Annotated in this window: 18 protein-coding genes; 12 read left to right on the top strand and 6 right to left on the bottom strand. The window is 50.8% G+C overall.

What is annotated here, in order from left to right:
• Window positions 1-5: 5 nt before the first annotated feature.
• Window positions 6-242, bottom strand: a complete 237-nt coding sequence (gene rpmB, locus C1N59_RS00625; RefSeq protein ID WP_006121249.1) for a 50S ribosomal protein L28 — start codon at window positions 240-242, stop codon at window positions 6-8.
• 238 nt (window positions 243-480) lie between these two features.
• On the bottom strand, window positions 481-1,137 hold the full coding sequence (gene radC, locus C1N59_RS00620; protein ID WP_394550168.1) for a RadC family protein: 657 nt from the start codon (window positions 1,135-1,137) through the stop codon (window positions 481-483).
• A 181-nt stretch (window positions 1,138-1,318) separates the two neighbouring features.
• Between radC and coaBC the strand changes: the two genes are divergently transcribed.
• The 3 genes from coaBC to slmA all read left to right on the top strand — a co-directional run bounded on the left by coaBC (window position 1,319) and on the right by slmA (window position 3,692).
• Window positions 1,319-2,539 (top strand): bifunctional phosphopantothenoylcysteine decarboxylase/phosphopantothenate--cysteine ligase CoaBC, encoded by a 1,221-nt coding sequence (gene coaBC, locus C1N59_RS00615; RefSeq protein WP_394550757.1) that lies wholly within the window; start codon window positions 1,319-1,321, stop codon window positions 2,537-2,539.
• Window positions 2,517-2,975 carry a dUTP diphosphatase gene (gene dut, locus C1N59_RS00610; RefSeq protein WP_033738053.1) on the top strand — a complete coding sequence of 153 codons (459 nt, stop codon included), beginning with the start codon at window positions 2,517-2,519 and terminating at the stop codon, window positions 2,973-2,975. The genes coaBC and dut overlap by 23 nt, the downstream gene beginning before the upstream one ends.
• Before the next feature lie 120 nt (window positions 2,976-3,095).
• On the top strand, window positions 3,096-3,692 hold the full coding sequence (slmA, locus tag C1N59_RS00605) for a nucleoid occlusion factor SlmA (protein ID WP_006121245.1): 597 nt from the start codon (window positions 3,096-3,098) through the stop codon (window positions 3,690-3,692).
• A 30-nt stretch (window positions 3,693-3,722) separates the two neighbouring features.
• Here the strand turns inward: slmA and pyrE are convergent, their stop codons facing one another.
• The gene (gene pyrE / locus C1N59_RS00600; protein WP_394550167.1) at window positions 3,723-4,364 is read right to left on the bottom strand and encodes an orotate phosphoribosyltransferase; all 642 of its coding nucleotides are present in this window, start codon (window positions 4,362-4,364) and stop codon (window positions 3,723-3,725) included.
• Window positions 4,365-4,413: 49 nt separating this feature from the next.
• Entirely contained in the window at window positions 4,414-5,130 is a 717-nt protein-coding gene (gene rph, locus C1N59_RS00595) for a ribonuclease PH (protein ID WP_394550166.1), read from the bottom strand.
• Window positions 5,131-5,284: 154 nt separating this feature from the next.
• Here rph and C1N59_RS00590 point away from each other — a divergent pair, with 154 nt between their 5' ends.
• Complete coding sequence (locus tag C1N59_RS00590; protein ID WP_394550165.1) at window positions 5,285-6,469, top strand: NupC/NupG family nucleoside CNT transporter; 1,185 nt, start codon at window positions 5,285-5,287, stop codon at window positions 6,467-6,469.
• A gap of 34 nt (window positions 6,470-6,503) precedes the next feature.
• Here the strand turns inward: C1N59_RS00590 and C1N59_RS00585 are convergent, their stop codons facing one another.
• A complete protein-coding gene (locus C1N59_RS00585) occupies window positions 6,504-6,947 on the bottom strand; it encodes a DUF3574 domain-containing protein (RefSeq protein ID WP_054632866.1) in 444 nt (147 codons plus the stop codon).
• 160 nt (window positions 6,948-7,107) lie between these two features.
• On the opposite strand from C1N59_RS00585, the gene C1N59_RS00580 reads away from it, so the two are divergent.
• The 5 genes from C1N59_RS00580 (at window position 7,108) to C1N59_RS00560 (ending at window position 12,876) form a co-directional block, all read left to right on the top strand.
• On the top strand, window positions 7,108-7,971 hold the full coding sequence (locus tag C1N59_RS00580) for a YicC/YloC family endoribonuclease (RefSeq protein ID WP_033738048.1): 864 nt from the start codon (window positions 7,108-7,110) through the stop codon (window positions 7,969-7,971).
• Window positions 7,972-8,654: 683 nt separating this feature from the next.
• On the top strand, window positions 8,655-8,930 hold the full coding sequence (locus C1N59_RS00575) for a hypothetical protein (RefSeq protein WP_394550164.1): 276 nt from the start codon (window positions 8,655-8,657) through the stop codon (window positions 8,928-8,930).
• A 510-nt stretch (window positions 8,931-9,440) separates the two neighbouring features.
• Entirely contained in the window at window positions 9,441-10,364 is a 924-nt protein-coding gene (gene lpxP, locus C1N59_RS00570; RefSeq protein ID WP_033738046.1) for a kdo(2)-lipid IV(A) palmitoleoyltransferase, read from the top strand.
• Between the two features lie 785 nt (window positions 10,365-11,149).
• On the top strand, window positions 11,150-11,791 hold the full coding sequence (locus C1N59_RS00565; protein WP_033738045.1) for an oligosaccharide flippase family protein: 642 nt from the start codon (window positions 11,150-11,152) through the stop codon (window positions 11,789-11,791).
• A gap of 467 nt (window positions 11,792-12,258) precedes the next feature.
• Window positions 12,259-12,876, top strand: a complete 618-nt coding sequence (locus C1N59_RS00560) for a trimeric intracellular cation channel family protein (protein WP_394550163.1) — start codon at window positions 12,259-12,261, stop codon at window positions 12,874-12,876.
• Here C1N59_RS00560 and ligB read toward each other — a convergent pair.
• Window positions 12,790-14,559 carry an NAD-dependent DNA ligase LigB gene (gene ligB / locus C1N59_RS00555; protein WP_394550162.1) on the bottom strand — a complete coding sequence of 590 codons (1,770 nt, stop codon included), beginning with the start codon at window positions 14,557-14,559 and terminating at the stop codon, window positions 12,790-12,792. The genes C1N59_RS00560 and ligB overlap by 87 nt on opposite strands.
• A gap of 241 nt (window positions 14,560-14,800) precedes the next feature.
• Here ligB and gmk point away from each other — a divergent pair, with 241 nt between their 5' ends.
• The 3 genes from gmk to spoT are packed head-to-tail and all read left to right on the top strand — an operon-like array spanning window position 14,801 to window position 17,883.
• Window positions 14,801-15,424, top strand: a complete 624-nt coding sequence (gmk, locus tag C1N59_RS00550; RefSeq protein ID WP_006121348.1) for a guanylate kinase — start codon at window positions 14,801-14,803, stop codon at window positions 15,422-15,424.
• 54 nt (window positions 15,425-15,478) lie between these two features.
• A complete protein-coding gene (gene rpoZ, locus C1N59_RS00545; protein WP_003851346.1) occupies window positions 15,479-15,754 on the top strand; it encodes a DNA-directed RNA polymerase subunit omega in 276 nt (91 codons plus the stop codon).
• A 20-nt stretch (window positions 15,755-15,774) separates the two neighbouring features.
• Complete coding sequence (spoT, locus tag C1N59_RS00540) at window positions 15,775-17,883, top strand: bifunctional GTP diphosphokinase/guanosine-3',5'-bis pyrophosphate 3'-pyrophosphohydrolase (RefSeq protein WP_054632862.1); 2,109 nt, start codon at window positions 15,775-15,777, stop codon at window positions 17,881-17,883.
• The last annotated feature ends 1 nt before the right edge of the window (window position 17,884 follow it).

The following is a 17,884-nucleotide window of genomic DNA, read 5'->3' as shown; positions in this document are numbered from 1 at the left end:
TACTCTTAGTACTTCTCACCACGGGCACGCATGTCGGCTAACACCGTATCAATGCCCTTTTTATCAATAATACGCATACCTTTTACAGATACACGCAGAGTAACGAAGCGCTTCTCGCTCTCAACCCAAAAACGGTGTGAGTGCAGGTTCGGAAGGAAACGGCGTTTCGTCGCGTTCATTGCGTGGGAACGGTTGTTACCGGTCACCGGACGCTTTCCAGTTACCTGGCAGACTCGTGACATGTCTATTCTCCAAAAATCAAATCAGCTCGAGCTTTAAAAATTAGGTTTTGGCCGCCTCGTCAGGCTTGCAGCCCGCCAGGCGAGTTCCATGGAACCCGCTAAGCTGGCCTAACCGCCAAACCCGAGATTCTCAAAGGTGGCGTAGTATACGCCGCTCGGCCCAAGTGCTCAAGTCCCGAACAAATAAAGATCCCGAATGATCGTGTAAAAAGCCGCCACCTGGATCAGATTTCCAGGCTCAGAGCCATCCGCGTTCGACAAATGAGACAGATTGACCGTGTCCAATCACCAGATGATCAAGCAACCGGATATTCAATAAGCGACAAGCTTCGCAGATTTTTAGTGTAATGTTGCGGTCAGCCTGGCTGGGTTCAGCAATTCCTGACGGATGGTTATGCGCCACGATGAGCGCAGCCGCGTTGATTTTTAGGGCCTCACGCACAATTTCACGAGGATGGACTTCGACGCTGTTGATCGATCCGGAAAACATTTCTCTGGCCATTAATACCCGATGTTGATTATCCAAAAACAGCACGACAAACACCTCACGCTCCTGCCTGGCCAATAATGTCTGCAGGTACTGACGCGTCGCTGCGGGACTGTCAATTGTGCTCTCACGCGCCAGCTGGCTGGCGAAAAACCGTTTGGCTAGTTCTGCCACTGCGCGCATCTGAATCAACTTGATTTCGCCAGCGCCTTTAATGCCCTTAAAGTCTGCAGCCGTCGCATTAACGATATTATAAAGCGACCCCAGCTCCTGCAGCATCTGCTGCGCCAGCATCATGACAGGAACGCCTTTTGAACCTGTTCGTAAGAAAATCGCTAACAGCTCTACGTCACTTAACGCATCCGCACCCCATTGCTGAAGTTTTTCTCGTGGTGGCAAATTTTTCATTGCTGCTCTCCCTGTCGCCCCCTGTATCATCGCGTGCGAACCTATCCGCCACCAGCGCGTGATTGTGATTCTCCGGCATGTCTCGCAAACGCAGCCATTGAAAAGGTGCATGCCACGTTTTGTGATAAAATTCGGCCATTACACCGTCCCTGCGACGGCAATCGAAAATGAGGTCAACAGCATGATGGGATTAGCCGGTAAAAAAGTTCTTCTGGGCGTCAGTGGTGGAATTGCTGCCTATAAAACCCCCGAGCTGGTCCGTCGTCTGCGCGATCGCGGTGCCGATGTCCGCGTGATGATGACCGACGGCGCAAAGGCTTTTATCACACAACTCAGCCTGCAGGCCGTCTCCGGTTATCCTGTTTTTGATGATCTGCTTGACCCGGCAGCTGAAGCCGCAATGGGACACATTGAGCTGGCCAAATGGGCTGACCTGATCGTGCTGGCCCCGGCCACGGCCGACCTTATTGCACGCATTACGGCAGGGATGGCCAATGATTTAGTCACCACTGCCGTGCTGGCAACAGCAGCGCCTGTCGCGATTGTGCCGGCGATGAATCAGCAGATGTATCGCGCTGCCGTAACGCAGGAAAACCTGGTCAGGCTTCAGGCGCGCGGCCTGTTAATTTGGGGGCCAGACAGCGGCAGCCAGGCCTGCGGGGATATTGGCCCCGGTCGCATGCTTGACCCTTTAGCTATCGTTGACCAGGCCGTTCAGTGGGCCGCGCCCGTCAACGACCTGCAACATCTCAATATTATGATTACCGCGGGCCCCACCCGGGAAGCGATCGACCCCGTGCGTTATATCAGCAACCACAGTTCGGGAAAAATGGGGTTTGCGATTGCGGCGGCGGCGGCAAAGCGCGGCGCCCGCGTTACGCTGGTAAGCGGTCCGGTTGCCCTGCCAACGCCCGCCGGCGTTAAACGAGTGGATGTGACCTCGGCCCTGGAAATGCAGGCGGCGGTAATGGGGGAGATAAACGCACAACATATTTTCATTGCAAGCGCAGCCGTGGCAGACTACCGGGCAATTGAGATCGCGGATGAAAAAATAAAGAAACAGGATGACGATGAGAAAGTCAGCCTGCAGCTCATTAAAAATCCCGATATTGTCGCGGGGGTGGCGGCCTTAACGCAGAGCCGGCCATTTGTGGTTGGATTTGCGGCTGAAACCCAGAATGTGGAAGAATACGCCCGAAAAAAACGCGCGCGTAAAAACCTGGACCTGATTTGTGCTAACGATGTGTCAAAAGCAGGCCACGGGTTCAATAGCGACACCAATGCTCTTCACCTTTTTTGGCAGGAAGGAGAAAAAACCTTACCGCTCAGCGATAAGTCGCTCCTTGGTCAACTTTTAATAGACGAGATTGTCAGCCGTTATGATGAAAAAAATAGACGTTAAAATTCTTGATGCGCGCGTCGGCAAAGCGTTTCCCTTGCCGACCTATGCGACACCGGGTTCCGCTGGGTTAGACCTTCGTGCCTGTATTGATGATGTGATGGAAATCGCACCCGGCACAACCACATTAATTCCTACCGGTCTGGCTATTCACATCGCCGATCCGAACCTTGCCGCCGTGATTCTCCCGCGCTCTGGCCTGGGCCACAAACATGGTATTGTCCTGGGCAATCTGGTTGGTCTGATTGATGCCGACTATCAGGGACAACTTATGGTATCGGTATGGAATCGCGGGCAGGAAAGCTTTACGCTTCAGCCGGGCGACCGCATGGCCCAGCTGGTTTTTGTCCCTGTCGTCCAGGCCGAATTCAATCTGGTAGACGAGTTTGACGCCAGCTTGCGCGGTGAAGGTGGCTTCGGTCACTCAGGCCGTCAGTAACCAGCACGACCGATTTTCACTTACGCCAATCTTATTATTTCTCATCGCCCCATGGCTTTCTCTTGTGGCAGATGCGTAGGTGTTGCCTGTATATGGTGAAATTCAGGGGTTTTTAAGGGCATGGCAGAGAAAAAAGTCGTAAAGCGGAATCGCCGCGAGGAGATTTTGCAGGCGCTGGCGCAGATGCTTGAGTCAAGTGATGGCAGCCAACGCATTACTACTGCAAAACTGGCGGCTAACGTCGGTGTATCGGAGGCGGCGCTTTATCGTCACTTTCCCAGTAAAACGCGGATGTTTGACAGCCTGATCGAATTTATTGAAGACAGTCTGATTACCCGCATCAATCTGATCCTGAAAGATGAAAAAGAAACAATGGCGCGCCTGCGTCTTATTGTGCAACTGATTCTGGGATTTGGTGAGCGTAATCCGGGGCTGACGCGGATTTTGACAGGTCACGCGTTAATGTTTGAACAGGACCGTCTGCAGGGGCGCATTAATCAGCTGTTTGAGCGCATTGAAGTGCAGCTACGCCAGGTGATGCGCGAACGCAAAATGCGCGAAGGTGAAGGCTTTCAAACGGATGAAACCTTACTGGCCAGCCAGCTGCTGGCCCTGTGTGAAGGGCTGTTATCGCGGTACGTCCGTTCCGAGTTCCGGTTTAGCCCAACGGCCGACTTTGACACCCGCTGGCCGCTGATTGCGGCACAACTGGTGTAATACAAAGGCGGGCGCAATGCCCGCCAGTTATCAGACGCCGTACGCCTTTTGGTACGCCCGAACCTGCGCTAAATGATCGGCCATGTGCGTTTTTTCAGCCAGGTAATCAACCAGGTCGTTAAGCGTAATTATCGCGGTAACTTTGCAGGAATAATCCCGTTCCACTTCCTGAATAGCGGAGAGTTCACCCCGGCCGCGTTCCTGACGGTCCAGTGAAATCAGCACGCCCGCCAGGCTGGCATCATGTGCATTGATAATATCCATGGATTCGCGAATCGCCGTGCCGGCCGTGATGACATCATCGACCAGCATCACTTTACCCTGCAGCGGGCTTCCCACCAGCAAACCGCCCTCACCATGATCTTTCGCTTCTTTACGATTGAAGCAGTAAGGTACGTCACGATCGTGATGATCGGCTAACGCAACGGCTGTGGTGGTGGCGATAGGGATGCCTTTGTAGGCCGGACCAAATAACAAATCAAAATCGATTCCGCTGTCGACTAACGCCTGCGCATAAAACCGTCCCAGCAGCGCTAAATCCCGGCCCGTGTTAAATAAACCGGCATTAAAAAAATAGGGGCTTTTACGACCCGACTTTAATGTGAACTCACCAAATTTGAGCACCTGCTTATTCAGTGCAAATTCAATAAACTGCCGCTGCCAGGCTTTCATGTCTTACTCCTCAGATAAAAAAAAGGCGACTCTGTGGTCGCCTGTTACCTTAATTTTCCAGCGCCGCTTTCTGCGCCTGAATCAATTCTTCAATACCGCCACGCGCTAACGCCAGTAATGCCAGCAGTTCTTCGTGGCTAAAGGGTTCACCTTCAGCGGTGCCCTGCACCTCAATCATGCGGCCATCTTCCATCATGACGACATTCATATCCGTTTCAGCGGCAGAGTCCTCAATGTATTCAAGGTCACACAACGCTTCACCATTGACAATCCCCACTGACACGGCGGCAACCATGCCTTTCATCGGATTCGCTTTCAGCTTACCACTCGCGACCAGGGAATTAAGCGCATCTGCCAGGGCTACACAGGCGCCAGTAATGGAAGCCGTACGTGTACCGCCATCGGCCTGAATGACGTCACAATCGAGCGTAATCGTGTATTCACCAAGCATGGTGAGATCGACCGCAGCACGCAGTGAACGGGCGATCAGACGCTGAATTTCAAGCGTGCGACCACCCTGTTTGCCTTTCGCGGCTTCACGCGCCATACGACTGTGAGTGGAACGCGGCAACATGCCATATTCGGCAGTGACCCAGCCCTGGCCCTGCCCTTTGAGAAAGCGCGGAACTCCTTCATCCACCGTTGCAGTGCAGAGCACTTTGGTTTCACCGAATTCCACCAGAACGGAGCCCTCTGCGTGTTTAGTGTAATTGCGGGTCAATGTGACTGGACGCACCTGATGTGCGCTACGGCCTGCTGGACGCATGGTTATCTCCGGCTTGCTAATGATTGGCTGCGTATTATACGGACTTCCTGGCCTGCTGTCTCTTGCAGTGGTCAGTGCAGCCTGGGATGAAATTCATGCCGGAGTATGGCTAAATGCCTTACCTTTTCCTGCATATCCGCTAACTGACTAAACTATGACCGCTCTTCTTCATTTCCTGCTGGCGCTGGTGGTAATTTTTGCCCTTACGCTACTGGTCAGTCATGACCGAAAACGCATTCGCCTGCGCTTTATCATTCAACTGATTGTTGTAGAAGCCGCACTGGGCTGGTTCTTTCTTCACTCAGCCAGTGGACTGGCGCTGGTAGGCGCGGTGGGGCATTTCTTTGAAACGCTGCTGCGTTTTGCTGCACAGGGCACGGAATTTGTGTTTGGTGGCATGAGTCAGCAGGGACTGGCCTTTATCTTCCTTGGCGTGCTCTGCCCTATTATTTTTATTTCCGCACTGATTGGTATTTTGCAACACTGGCGCATCCTGCCGTTACTGATTCGGGTTGTTGGCACGCTGTTATCAAAAGTTAACGGCATGGGAAAACTGGAGTCCTTTAATGCGGTAAGCACGCTGGTACTGGGCCAGTCAGAGAACTTCATTGCCTATAAAGGTATTTTGGCCGATATCCCACCACGCCGACTTTACACCATGGCGGCAACCGCGATGTCTACCGTTTCGCTGTCGATTGTTGGAGCGTATATGTCGATGATCGAGGCCAAATATGTCGTTGCGGCTCTCCTGCTTAACATGTTCAGCACGTTTATCATCCTGTCGATTATTAACCCCGGCAAAGGCAGTAATGAGCAGGCTATTCCGCTGGATAAATTACACGAAGATCAGAGTTTCTTTGAAATGCTGGGGGAATACATCCTCGCTGGTTTCAAAGTCGCGATGATTATTCTGGCCATGCTGATTGGTTTTATTGCCTTAATCGCGGCTATCAACGCCCTGTTTGCCACCCTGTTTGGGTACAGTTTCCAGCAGCTTCTTGGCTATGTTTTTTATCCTTTTGCCTGGCTGATTGGCATTCCCGCTACCGATGCATTACAGGCTGGCAGTATTATGGCCACGAAGCTGGTGGCGAATGAATTCGTCGCCATGATTGAACTGAAAAAGATAGCGGCAGGCATGACGCCACGCGGATTGGGCATCCTGTCTGTTTTCCTGGTTTCCTTCGCGAACTTTGCTTCTATTGGAATTGTTGCGGGCGCGATAAAAGGCCTGAACGAACAACAAGGCAATGTCGTCTCAAGGTTTGGCTGGAAACTGGTCTATGGTTCCACCCTGGTCAGCCTGCTTTCCGCTGCATTTGCCGGACTGTTTATCTGATGGACTCAACGGCGGCACTGGCCGCCGTTTGTCCCTAAAAACTAATGCAGGCTGGCGTATCCACGCGCATAACCGATTCCTGACCAAACTGTTTTTTATAGCGGGCACGCAGCGCTTCAACACGACTGTTGCTGTCACTGTCGAACTGATAGATAAGCACTAACGCCTTGCTTTTCTCACGTGCTAACTGACCGTTTTCGCCCAGCCATTGGCCCTGCGCATCATAAACAGACAAGCCAGACCTGAAGCGCGGTGTTACCTCTTTATCGACAAAATTCATCCAGTCCAGTGCGCTCACATTGCCGCCCTGCGGCTTACTGAGACCAAACCACAATGTGGTTTGCATCATGACCTCACCGCCGGCGCACACCGGAACGGGTCGGGTAGAAGGCGGATATGATGGTGATGATGGAGACGGCGACTGACAGCCCACAAGCAGCAGGCTGAGTATGAGTGGAAGAGACGATACGCGCGACATAAAAAGAGGGCCTCAACGAGTAAACCAGTAATTAGCATAAGTGGCTGTTGAGAAAAGCGGAAACATTTTGTTATCGCATCCTGTACACGCTTACACCTGTTCTGGTCAGCCTTGCCTCGTTATACTGGCCTCAACCTTATTTAAAAAAAGAGTAACGCTTATGATCCGCAGTATGACCGCCTATGCCCGCCGTGAAATTAAGGGCGACTGGGGCAGCGCCGCCTGGGAGTTGCGTTCTGTCAATCAACGTTATCTTGAAACCTATATTCGTCTGCCTGAACAGTTTCGCGGACTGGAACCGATGATCAGGGAGCGCATTCGCCAGCGACTGACGCGTGGAAAAATCGAATGTAATCTGCGCTTCGAGGCCGATCCTGGCGCGCAGGGCGAACTGATGCTCAATGAGTCACTGGCCAAACAACTGGTTCAGGCGGCTAACTGGGTCAAACTGCAGACCGATGAAGGCGTTATCAATCCGCTGGATATTCTGCGCTGGCCGGGCGTCATGGCAGCACCTGAACAGGATTTGGATGCAATTAATACTCAACTAATTCAGGCGCTGGATGGCGCGCTGGATGATTTCATCGCCGCACGTGAAAGCGAAGGCAGCGCTCTGAAGGCACTGATCGAGCAGCGGCTGGAAGCGGTAACGCATGAGGTCAGCAAAGTTCGCGCTCAACTGCCCGATGTGATTAAGTGGCAGCGGGAGCGCCTGATCGCCAAACTGGAAGATGCTGAGGTGCAGCTTGAAAATAATCGCCTTGAGCAGGAATTGGTGATGATGGCACAACGTGTCGATGTCGCAGAAGAGCTGGATCGTCTGGATGCGCACGTTAAAGAGACCTATAACATTCTGAAGAAAAAAGAGGCGGTAGGCCGTCGTCTTGACTTTATGATGCAGGAGTTCAACCGCGAGTCAAACACACTGGCTTCAAAATCCATTAATGCAGAAATTACGAATTCAGCGATTGAGCTAAAAGTGTTGATTGAACAGATGCGAGAGCAGATTCAGAATATCGAATAGCCACACATTAAGCTTCCTGCTGTTTGTCGCCTTCATTTAATTATTAAGTCCGTGTAAAAACGGACTTTTTAAAGATCTCCCTGCACTTTTCTCTTTTCACAACGTACGCTATGCCCTTTCGGAATCTATTCAACATTAATCGATTCCGGACGCCTGATAAGGCAGGTGAAACAGCAACCGGCTTTCTTAATGACTCGTTTTTTGGGAAGTCTTACGAAGAAAATACGCTCATCAACAGATGATTATCTGGAAGGATACCAAAATCTAATACGCAGCAAACCAGACGATAACGAAAAGTAAAAAAGAAACGGATGTACAAGCAGTGAAGCCATGCCTGCTACGATTCCTGTTTTCAACGCAGTTATACGTGTCTCGCGCCTCATCCGATATCAGTTTGACAGGCACCTGATTTACCCCCTTATTTGTGACCTACACTGCAATTTTTAAACACATTTGTTAAAGAAACAAACAATTGTGGTTAAAAGCCAATTTGTTAACAAAACTGTAAACCATAATCCTCCTGCCATTTCCAGTTACCGGCATTAACATACATTGAAAAACGTCAAATCCTTCACAATAAATGTTCAAAAAATAATTTTTATAAAATAAAAAAATTTATCACCTAAAGTTTTTCTTTTTAATGCCGTTCTTTTCTTTGTGAAAATCAACAAGAGTCTGAAGCCATGAAAAAGTTAACTTATGCCCTTTTTTTAATGTTGTTATCACCCTTATCTTTTGCTGTAGGTGGTCAAATCACTTTTAAGGGTGCGATTGTAGAAACCGGATGTAATACCCTTATTGTTAATTCTCAAATTAAACAAAGCTGCACAAGAGGAGGAAGAAAAGAATCCACCCTACTTCGTATGAACGAAAGTCAGCAATCCTTACCGCTTAACCTGGGTAAGGTGAAGTTAAAAAAATACAGTCATTTTCGTCTGATGACAGTTGATTACAACTAGCGCTTCTTTTATGCCCTCTTTTATTTCAGGCTATGATGTAACGTTGAGTACAGATCGTATATAGCCTGTGAAGACAGATGTCGCTCATGTCCTCAGTTTTTGAGATGTTTTATGTACACCTTTTCGGTTGTTAACTACGCATAACGTGTCGCGCGGGGATGTGCGTAGCCATTTTTTACGTTTTTGCCACCCTGAAATGTAAAGTTTTCGAAAAGAATGCGCTGTGCCAGTACAGAACCGTCCTAATTTTCAGGCTCTTTCAAAAACCCGCCTCGCTTACAAAATTAAAACAAATCATTGTATTATAATGATATTATTTTTATCGCATTTCTTTTTTTGCTGTTTTTAGCGTTATTTAACCCCTTTTTTAATCCTGTCGATAAGTGACGTCCTCTGTGATTCAAGGCACTTTTTGATAAAGTGTGGGTCGTAGTCAGTACAGCTGTACCGCTTGAGAACTTAAGGAATGGGTCTTTTTGCGCTACATCCATTACTTCCTTAAGGTTCATAATGAAAAACACCAGGCAGTTTAGTCGTTCCCTTTTACATCCCCGCTATTGGTTTACGTGGTTTGGTCTTGGCATTCTTTGGCTGTTGGTTCAACTCCCCTATCCTGTGCTGATGCGACTTGGCGCAGGTGCCGGCCGGCTTTCCCGCCATTTTCTTCAGCGCAGAGAGCGCATTACGCGCCGTAATATTGAACTCTGCTTTCCGGATATCAGTGACGAAGATAAAGAAATCATGATTGCGGGAAATTTTGCCTCTCTCGGCATGGCACTGATGGAAACGGGTATCGCCTGGTTCTGGCCAGACCATGCCGTTAAACGTCTGTTCAACGTCTCGGGCCTGTCAAACCTCTACTCAGCCCAGAATGAGCGTCGTGGCGTAATGCTCATCGGCATCCATTTCATGTCACTGGAGCTGGGTGGTCGCATCAGCGGGTTGTGTCAGCCGATGATGGCAATGTACCGTCCCCATAATAACCACGCGATGGAGTACGTACAGACCAGAGGCCGTATGCGTTCGAATAAAGCGATGATAGACCGTCGCGATCTGAGAGGGATGGTGCAGGCGCTGAAACAAGGTGAATCTGTCTGGTTTGCGCCAGACCAGGATTACGGTCCCAAAGGCAGTACGTTTGCCCCCTTGTTTGCTGTAGAAAAAGCCGCGACGACCAACGGTACCTATGTGTTGTCCCGGTTGGCTAAGCCCGCTATGGTTCCAATTATGCTGATTCGTAATCCTGGCAATGATGGCTATAAGCTGATTATTGAACCGATTCTGGAAAATTACCCGCATGCGGATGAAGCTGCAGCCGCGGCTTATATGAATAAAGTGATTGAGAACCAAATCATGCGAGCGCCTGAGCAATACCTCTGGCTACATCGCCGCTTCAAAACGCGTCCACCTGGCGAAGCCTCTCTTTACGTATAGACAGACATAAAGCAGGTTTCGGCCTGCTTTTTCGTGTGACAGACCTCTCTGTTAATTTGGAGGCTTCCTTCTGACGGCCTGTTTTCACTATTACCGCGATAATCCTGCCTCCCTGCCACGGGCTCTGTTCGCCTTCTTAGCCCGAACTCAGATCCAGACTGAGCCATAAATCGTACGCATTACAAATATTTTCGCAGTCAACATGCATTAGCAGTATATCGGGGCTGAATGCTTACCCTTCGGTTATTATCTGCCCTTGCTTAAGCATGCTGTATGGGAAAAATCCTGGAGAATGACGGGCGAACCCGTGTATGTACGGCTTATTTAACGTTTTTTTATTTTTTTCATGTATTGCTTCAGTTTCCAGACTTAACGAAAAAAGAAAGAAAGAGAACGCTGTGATAAGGCCTGTGCAAATAATGCTGTAAATGATGAATATTATTTCCTTAGTCAAATCACATATCAGATTTTCCTTATGATGTTAACTTTCATAAAACGCGCTATAAATCATCTGCACACAGCAAAGCTATTGAAAACATAACAGCATGACATTTCCGGCGAACATTATTTCCGCCGGAAATTTAAGCAATTAAAAATGAACGGATAATAATAATGACAACAGGGGAAATTCATCACCAGGGGAACGTTTATTATTAGCAGTATGCTTTAACACACAGCTCATTATAAAGATAAAAATTTACTTTATTAAATTATAGTAATGCCAGCGCGGTCCTGATGAATACTCATCGGCGCAGCGCCCTACTACTCTGCCCGGCGAGAAAAAAATGACAACACGAAAAATAAATCTGGAAAACGTCAAGTGGCCTTTTCTTTCATCGGTCAAAATGCTGAGTATGGGTGTGTTACAACTTTCAGTATTGGGAAAAGTCCTGCAGGCCGATACCTATAATCTGCTGGCGGTCGTCATTACAGGCTTGATGGTTATTGACACACTGGCCGATCGTGGTTTTTCCAATACGTTGATTCGATATGCACCGCTGCCAGTAAAAACGCTGTCCGTGCTTTACTGGGGCAATATATTCATGGGCCTGGTCATTTTTTCTGCCCTTTTTACTTGCGGTCTTATGCTTGAACATATGTTTGGGCTACCCGAGGTGGCCAGGGTTGTTGAAATCGCATCGGTCATCTTTATTATTATTCCTCAGGGCCAGTCTTATCGCGCCCTGATGCAGCGTGAAAAGCAATTCTCTGATATCGCTTTTTGCGAGATCGCCTCTGTATTTGTCGGCCTGATCATTACACTATTGACCCTATGGCTGGCGCCTTCCGTTTTATGTGCTTTATGGGGCTATCTGGCAATGGCATCAGTGAGAATGCTGACGTATTGCTTTTATGGTCGTAAATGGTTTCGACCCGACTATGACTTCAACCTGAAAGCGTTCTTTCAGCTTCATATGAAGCACTGACAAACCGCTACTGGCTGGAAGCAGCCCGACGGTGAAAGCAGGAAAACGTGCTGTTAACCGGTACGTTTCCCTTAATAAAACCCACCACTTTTCATTTCACACACCTTCAGTGTGCGTTGTTGTCCTCTTTATCCTTATTCTCACCTTACTCCCCCTGCATTTAGCCCACGGACAGGTCCCCATGCTCTGCTTTGCGTGGTTTGCTTTCTCTGTCTGTCACCACATAATGTCGCCGACGGGCAAGGGTTCAACGTTGTAAACAGGCTGGCGTCATATCGGCGAAAAATTCGCATCACGACGTTTTTTAATTCGTCTCCGTGTAAAAACCGATACAGCCTTTTGATAATAGAGGCATTACTCTTGCCCGCATAATTTTTACTAATACTTTAACTCTTAACAACAGAAAAACTCAGTCGCGCCGTTTTTGTCAGTGGCGTAGCCTTGCCGCCGTCTTCCTGGAGCCTGCTATGTTACTTACTGTTCTTTATATTATTGGGATCACCGCCGAGACGATGACAGGTGCGCTTGCCGCAGGTCGCCGTAAAATGGATCTGTTCGGTGTCATTATCATTGCTTCCGTTACCGCGATAGGCGGAGGCTCCGTGCGCGATATATTGCTGGGGCACTATCCGCTTGGCTGGGTTAAACATCCTGAGTACATCATGATCGTGGCCGCTGCTGCTGTAGTAACGACTTTTTTGGCACCGCTAATGACGCACCTGCGCAAGGTGTTTCTGGTATTGGATGCGCTGGGCCTGGTGGTATTTTCGATTATTGGCGCGCAGGTGGCACTGGACTCAGGCCACGCCATGATCATCGCCGCAATCAGCGCCGTGATCACGGGCGTCTTTGGCGGCGTTTTACGCGATATGTTTTGTAACCGCATCCCACTGGTATTCCAAAAAGAGCTGTACGCCGGCATCGCTTTTGCAGCAGGCTGGATGTATATCCTGCTCCTGAAAACGCCGCTGCCGCATGAAGCAGTGGTGATTATCACCTTACTCTTCGGCTTCTTTGCGCGTCTGCTGGCGCTGAGATTCCGTCTCGGGCTGCCCATCTTCAATTACCCTCATCCTGATCACTGATGAAGAAGGAATGCCCTGCTGCTGCAAAAAGTGGATTAACGCTCTGAGCCCGGCATCCTGAAACTGCGACGTAATCTGCTCTGCCCGGCGTGCACCAACGCCCGGCAGAGATTGCCAGGCCTGTTTATCACGGGCAAGAACACTCTCCCAGTCGCCGTCGGCCAATGACAGTAGCGCCTTTTGCGGCAACGCCACACCTAACGCGCTAACCCAGCGGCGCAAAGGCTGTTGACGGGTCAAACTGAATTGATGCCAGATTTGCTGCGCTCTTTCGGGTGAAATACTCGCTGCTGTCGCGATCTGTTCGGGGGTTAAGGCCAGCCACGCAAAAAGATGTGTAATCAAGCCCGTTTCCAGTAACCGTTGCCAGGTGCTACGTTGCACACCCGCAATATTTAGCACCGATTTTTGACTCAACCAACTGAGGCGCGCCAGTAACTGACGATGGCACTGCGGTGCCAAAACATAACAACTCAGCGACGTGAAACGATCCGTCTGAGGCGGCTCAGGATAGTCACGTTGCGCGACGCGCCAGATAACGCGATCCAGACGTGGAATGCCTTGTCCGGCAAGGCTGACCGTCACCTGGTCGCCCGCAATGATGTCCCGCTCTCGCCAGCGTTTTAGTGAGCCGATGCTGACTCGCCGGACGATTTTGTCATCCAGTTGAACGGGTTGCAGGTTGAGTACGACCGCGATTTTCCCCGTTCGCCCGATCGAAAAATCAACGGAACGGACCTCAGTGCTGACATCGGGAGGCGGGTATTTCCAGGCGACAGCCCACTCGCCTTCACCGGGCTGCCAGTGTTTGCCTGCAGGCCGGGCCGTCTGATGCACAACAATGCCATCGGTTACAAAAGGCAGTGGCGCGTGGAACCAGCGCTCGCGCCATTCAGCCGCGTCTTCTTCATTTTGAACAGGCTGACTCCAGTGACGCGCAAGGCTAAACCCCCAATCCGATAAACGCGTCAGTCTTTCCTTCATGGCGTCTGGTCCGTCAGGCCATCCCCAGATAAAAATGCCCAGTTGTGTCAAAAGCGGTGTGGCGTCACTACGCAACATTGCGCCTGCGACCAGAGCCCTGGCATTCTTCCCGCCGTCAAGCGCCTGGTGATGACCGGTCATCTGCAAAAAGAGTTCGCCCTGTAAAACCACGCTTTCTTCATCGCTGTCAATCTCCAGCGGAATAGCAGGGATCAGCCTGGCTTTTTCGACCCACTCCTTACCGTGTAAACCGTCGCCACGACTGATGAATGACACCAGTTTCCCGTGCCGATAGACCAGCGAAACGGCCACGCCATCGACTTTGGGCTGCACCCAGAGATCCCGGCGTGGCTGCATCCAATAGCCTAAAGCACGCTTATCACGAACCTTTTTAACACCAGTATGCGCAACGGGATGCCAGCGCGTGCCATCGTTGGGCAATACCGGTACATCCTCTTTCTCACCCGTACTGAAGCAACGTTGCCAGTGATTGAGCCGCGTCTGCAGGCTATCGTAGTCGGCATCGGCCACGGGTGAATGGCCTTGCTGATAATACGCCGCGTCCCACTGCCGGAGCTGTTGTTGTAAATGGTCAATCTCCTTTGCCGCGCGACCCGGCGTCCAGGTCGGGCACAGCGCCCCAAACGCGGAAAATGTGCTGGCTGTTATGAGCAGCCCGGCGGCTAAGCATCCTTTCATCCCTGACCTCCTGATGTTTAGGATATTCAACCGCCAAAACAGCCGGTTCAGCCAGCCCCGCTTCCCGGTTCTGGAACGCCTCCTGGAAAATGAATACCTATTTACAGCCTGCGAAACAGTGGTTGCGGCGCACCCCGCATAAACTTTTCGTGATGAGGGCGGTGCAAACGCTGCGTGGCGCGGGGAAGCCGTGTATACTTTGCAGGAAATCGACTCCGCAATTAATCAATTCAAGAACATCATGGCCCAAGGTACGCTCTATATTGTTTCTGCTCCTAGCGGCGCAGGAAAATCCAGCCTTATTCAGGCACTGTTAAAAACGCAGCCGCTGTACGATACGCAAGTGTCTGTTTCGCACACCACTCGCGGCATGCGCCCCGGTGAAGCGCACGGTGAGCATTACTTCTTTGTGCAAAAGCATGAGTTTGAAAAAATGATTGCGGAAGATGCTTTCCTTGAACACGCTAAAGTTTTCGATAACTACTACGGCACGTCGCGTAAGGCGATCGAACAGGTGCTGGCAACCGGCGTCGATGTTTTCCTTGATATAGACTGGCAGGGCGCACAGCAAATTCGCGCTAAAATGCCCGACGCGCGCAGTATATTTGTCCTGCCTCCTTCTAAAGAAGAGCTGGATCGTCGCCTGCGCGGCCGCGGTCAGGACAGCGAAGAGGTGATTGCCCGTCGTATGGCACAAGCCGTGGCCGAAATGAGCCACTATGGCGAATACGATTATTTAATTGTGAATGATGATTTTGATCTGGCGTTATCCGATCTGAAGACCATTATTCGTGCAGAACGTCTGCGCATGGCCCGCCAGAAAGCGCGCCATGATGCTTTAATCAGCAAACTGTTGGCAGTCTGAACCCAGTTTCAGTATGATGCCGAGTCATTTCTTCATCTGTGGAGTAGCACACCTATGGCACGCGTAACCGTTCAGGACGCAGTAGAAAAAGTTGGTAATCGTTTTGACCTGGTGTTGGTCGCTGCACGTCGTGCACGTCAGATGCAGGTAGGCGGCAAAGATCCGCTGGTTCCGGAAGAGAACGATAAACCGACCGTTATCGCATTGCGCGAAATCGAAGAAGGTCTGGTCACCAATCAGATTTTAGATGTGCGTGATCGTCAGGAGCAGCAAGAGCAGGAAGCCGCTGAGTTACAGGCCGTTACCGCTATCGCTGAAGGTCGTCGTTAACCGCGAACTGCAGGTCAACCTTGTATCTGTTTGAAAGTCTCAATCAACTGATTGAACAATACTTGCCTGAGGACCAGATCAAGCGCCTCAAGCAAGCCTATCTCGTATCACGTGATGCCCACGAGGGACAGACACGCTCCAGCGGTGAGCCTTACATTACCCATCCTGTTGCGGTGGCGTGCATTCTGGCGGAAATGAAGCTCGACCATGAAACCCTCATGGCCGCGCTTTTGCACGACGTCATTGAAGATACGCCAGCGACCTATCAGGATATGGAACAACTGTTTGGCAAAAGCGTAGCTGAACTGGTTGAAGGCGTTTCGAAGCTGGATAAGCTGAAATTCCGTGATAAGAAAGAGGCACAGGCAGAAAACTTCCGCAAGATGATTATGGCGATGGTGCAGGACATCCGCGTTATTCTCATCAAGCTGGCTGACCGCACCCACAACATGCGTACGCTCGGGTCCTTACGCCCTGATAAACGTCGTCGCATCGCGCTGGAAACGCTGGAAATATACAGCCCACTGGCGCACCGCCTGGGTATTCATCACCTTAAAACGGAACTGGAAGAGCTGGGTTTTGAAGCGCTCTATCCGAACCGTTTTCGGGTAATTAAAGAGGTCGTGAAAGCGGCCCGCGGCAACCGTAAAGAGATGATTCAAAAAATCCTCTCTGAAATCGACGGTCGTTTGCAGGAAGCCGGTATTCCCTGCCGGGTAAGTGGTCGCGAAAAGCACCTTTACTCGATTTACCGCAAAATGACGCTGAAAGAGCAGCGTTTTCACTCGATCATGGATATCTATGCCTTTCGCGTCATCGTGAAAGATCTGGATACCTGTTATCGCGTACTGGGCCAGATGCACAGCTTATATAAGCCGCGTCCGGGCCGGGTCAAAGATTACATTGCTATCCCCAAGGCTAACGGCTATCAATCGCTGCATACCTCTATGATCGGGCCGCATGGCGTGCCGGTTGAGGTGCAAATCCGTACCGAAGATATGGATCAGATGGCCGAAATGGGGGTGGCGGCACACTGGGCCTATAAACAGGCCGGTGAAAGCGGCACAACCGCGCAGGTGCGTGCGCAACGCTGGCTGCAAAGCCTGCTGGAGCTGCAACAAAGTGCCGGTAGCTCATTTGAATTCATCGAAAGCGTCAAATCCGATCTCTTCCCGGATGAAATCTATGTCTTTACACCGGAAGGCCGCATCGTCGAGCTGCCTACCGGGGCAACGCCTGTCGATTTTGCCTACGCGGTCCATACCGATATCGGTCATGCCTGCGTTGGCGCGCGCGTTGATCGCCAGCCTTATCCGCTGTCACAGCCGCTTACCAGCGGCCAGACCATCGAGATCATCACAGCGCCTGGTGCGCGTCCTAACGCGGCCTGGCTCAACTTTGTCGTCAGTTCCAAAGCCCGCGCGAAGATTCGTCAGTTGCTGAAAAACCTGAAGCGCGAAGACTCGGTGAATCTGGGGCGTCGCCTGCTCAGCCATGCGTTGGGTGGCAGTCGTAAACTGGCGGAGGTGCCAGCCGAAAACATCAAGCAGGAGCTTGATCGGATGAAGCTGACCTCACTGGACGATCTGTTAGCCGAAATCGGCCTGGGTAATGCCATGAGCGTGGTCGTCGCCAAGAACCTGTTGCAGACCGACACCAGCGCGCTCAACAACAACAAAAAACAAGGCAAGCTGCCGATTAAAGGGGCAGACGGCGTCCTCATTACCTTTGCAAAATGCTGCCGCCCCATTCCAGGCGATCCTATCGTTGCCCACGTCAGCCCGGGCAAGGGCCTGGTCGTTCACCATGAGTCCTGTCGCAATATTCGTGGCTACCAAAAAGAGCCCGAAAAATTCATGCCTGTGGAGTGGGATAAAGTTACAGAGCAGGAGTTTGTCGCAGAGATAAAGGTGGATATGTTTAACCACCAGGGCGCACTGGCCAACCTGACGGCCGCCATCAATACGGCGGGCTCCAATATTCAGAGCCTGAATACGGAAGAACGTGATGGCCGTGTTTACAGTGCTTTTATTCGTCTGACCGCACGCGATCGCGTCCACCTGGCCAATATCATGCGTAAAATCCGTGTGATGCCGGATGTGATTAAAGTTCACCGCAACCGTAACTAGT

Source organism: Pantoea sp. SGAir0183, from assembly GCF_043545505.1.
The sequence above is the reverse complement of the archived record's forward strand: the minus strand, read 5'-3'. Positions and strand labels throughout refer to the sequence as shown.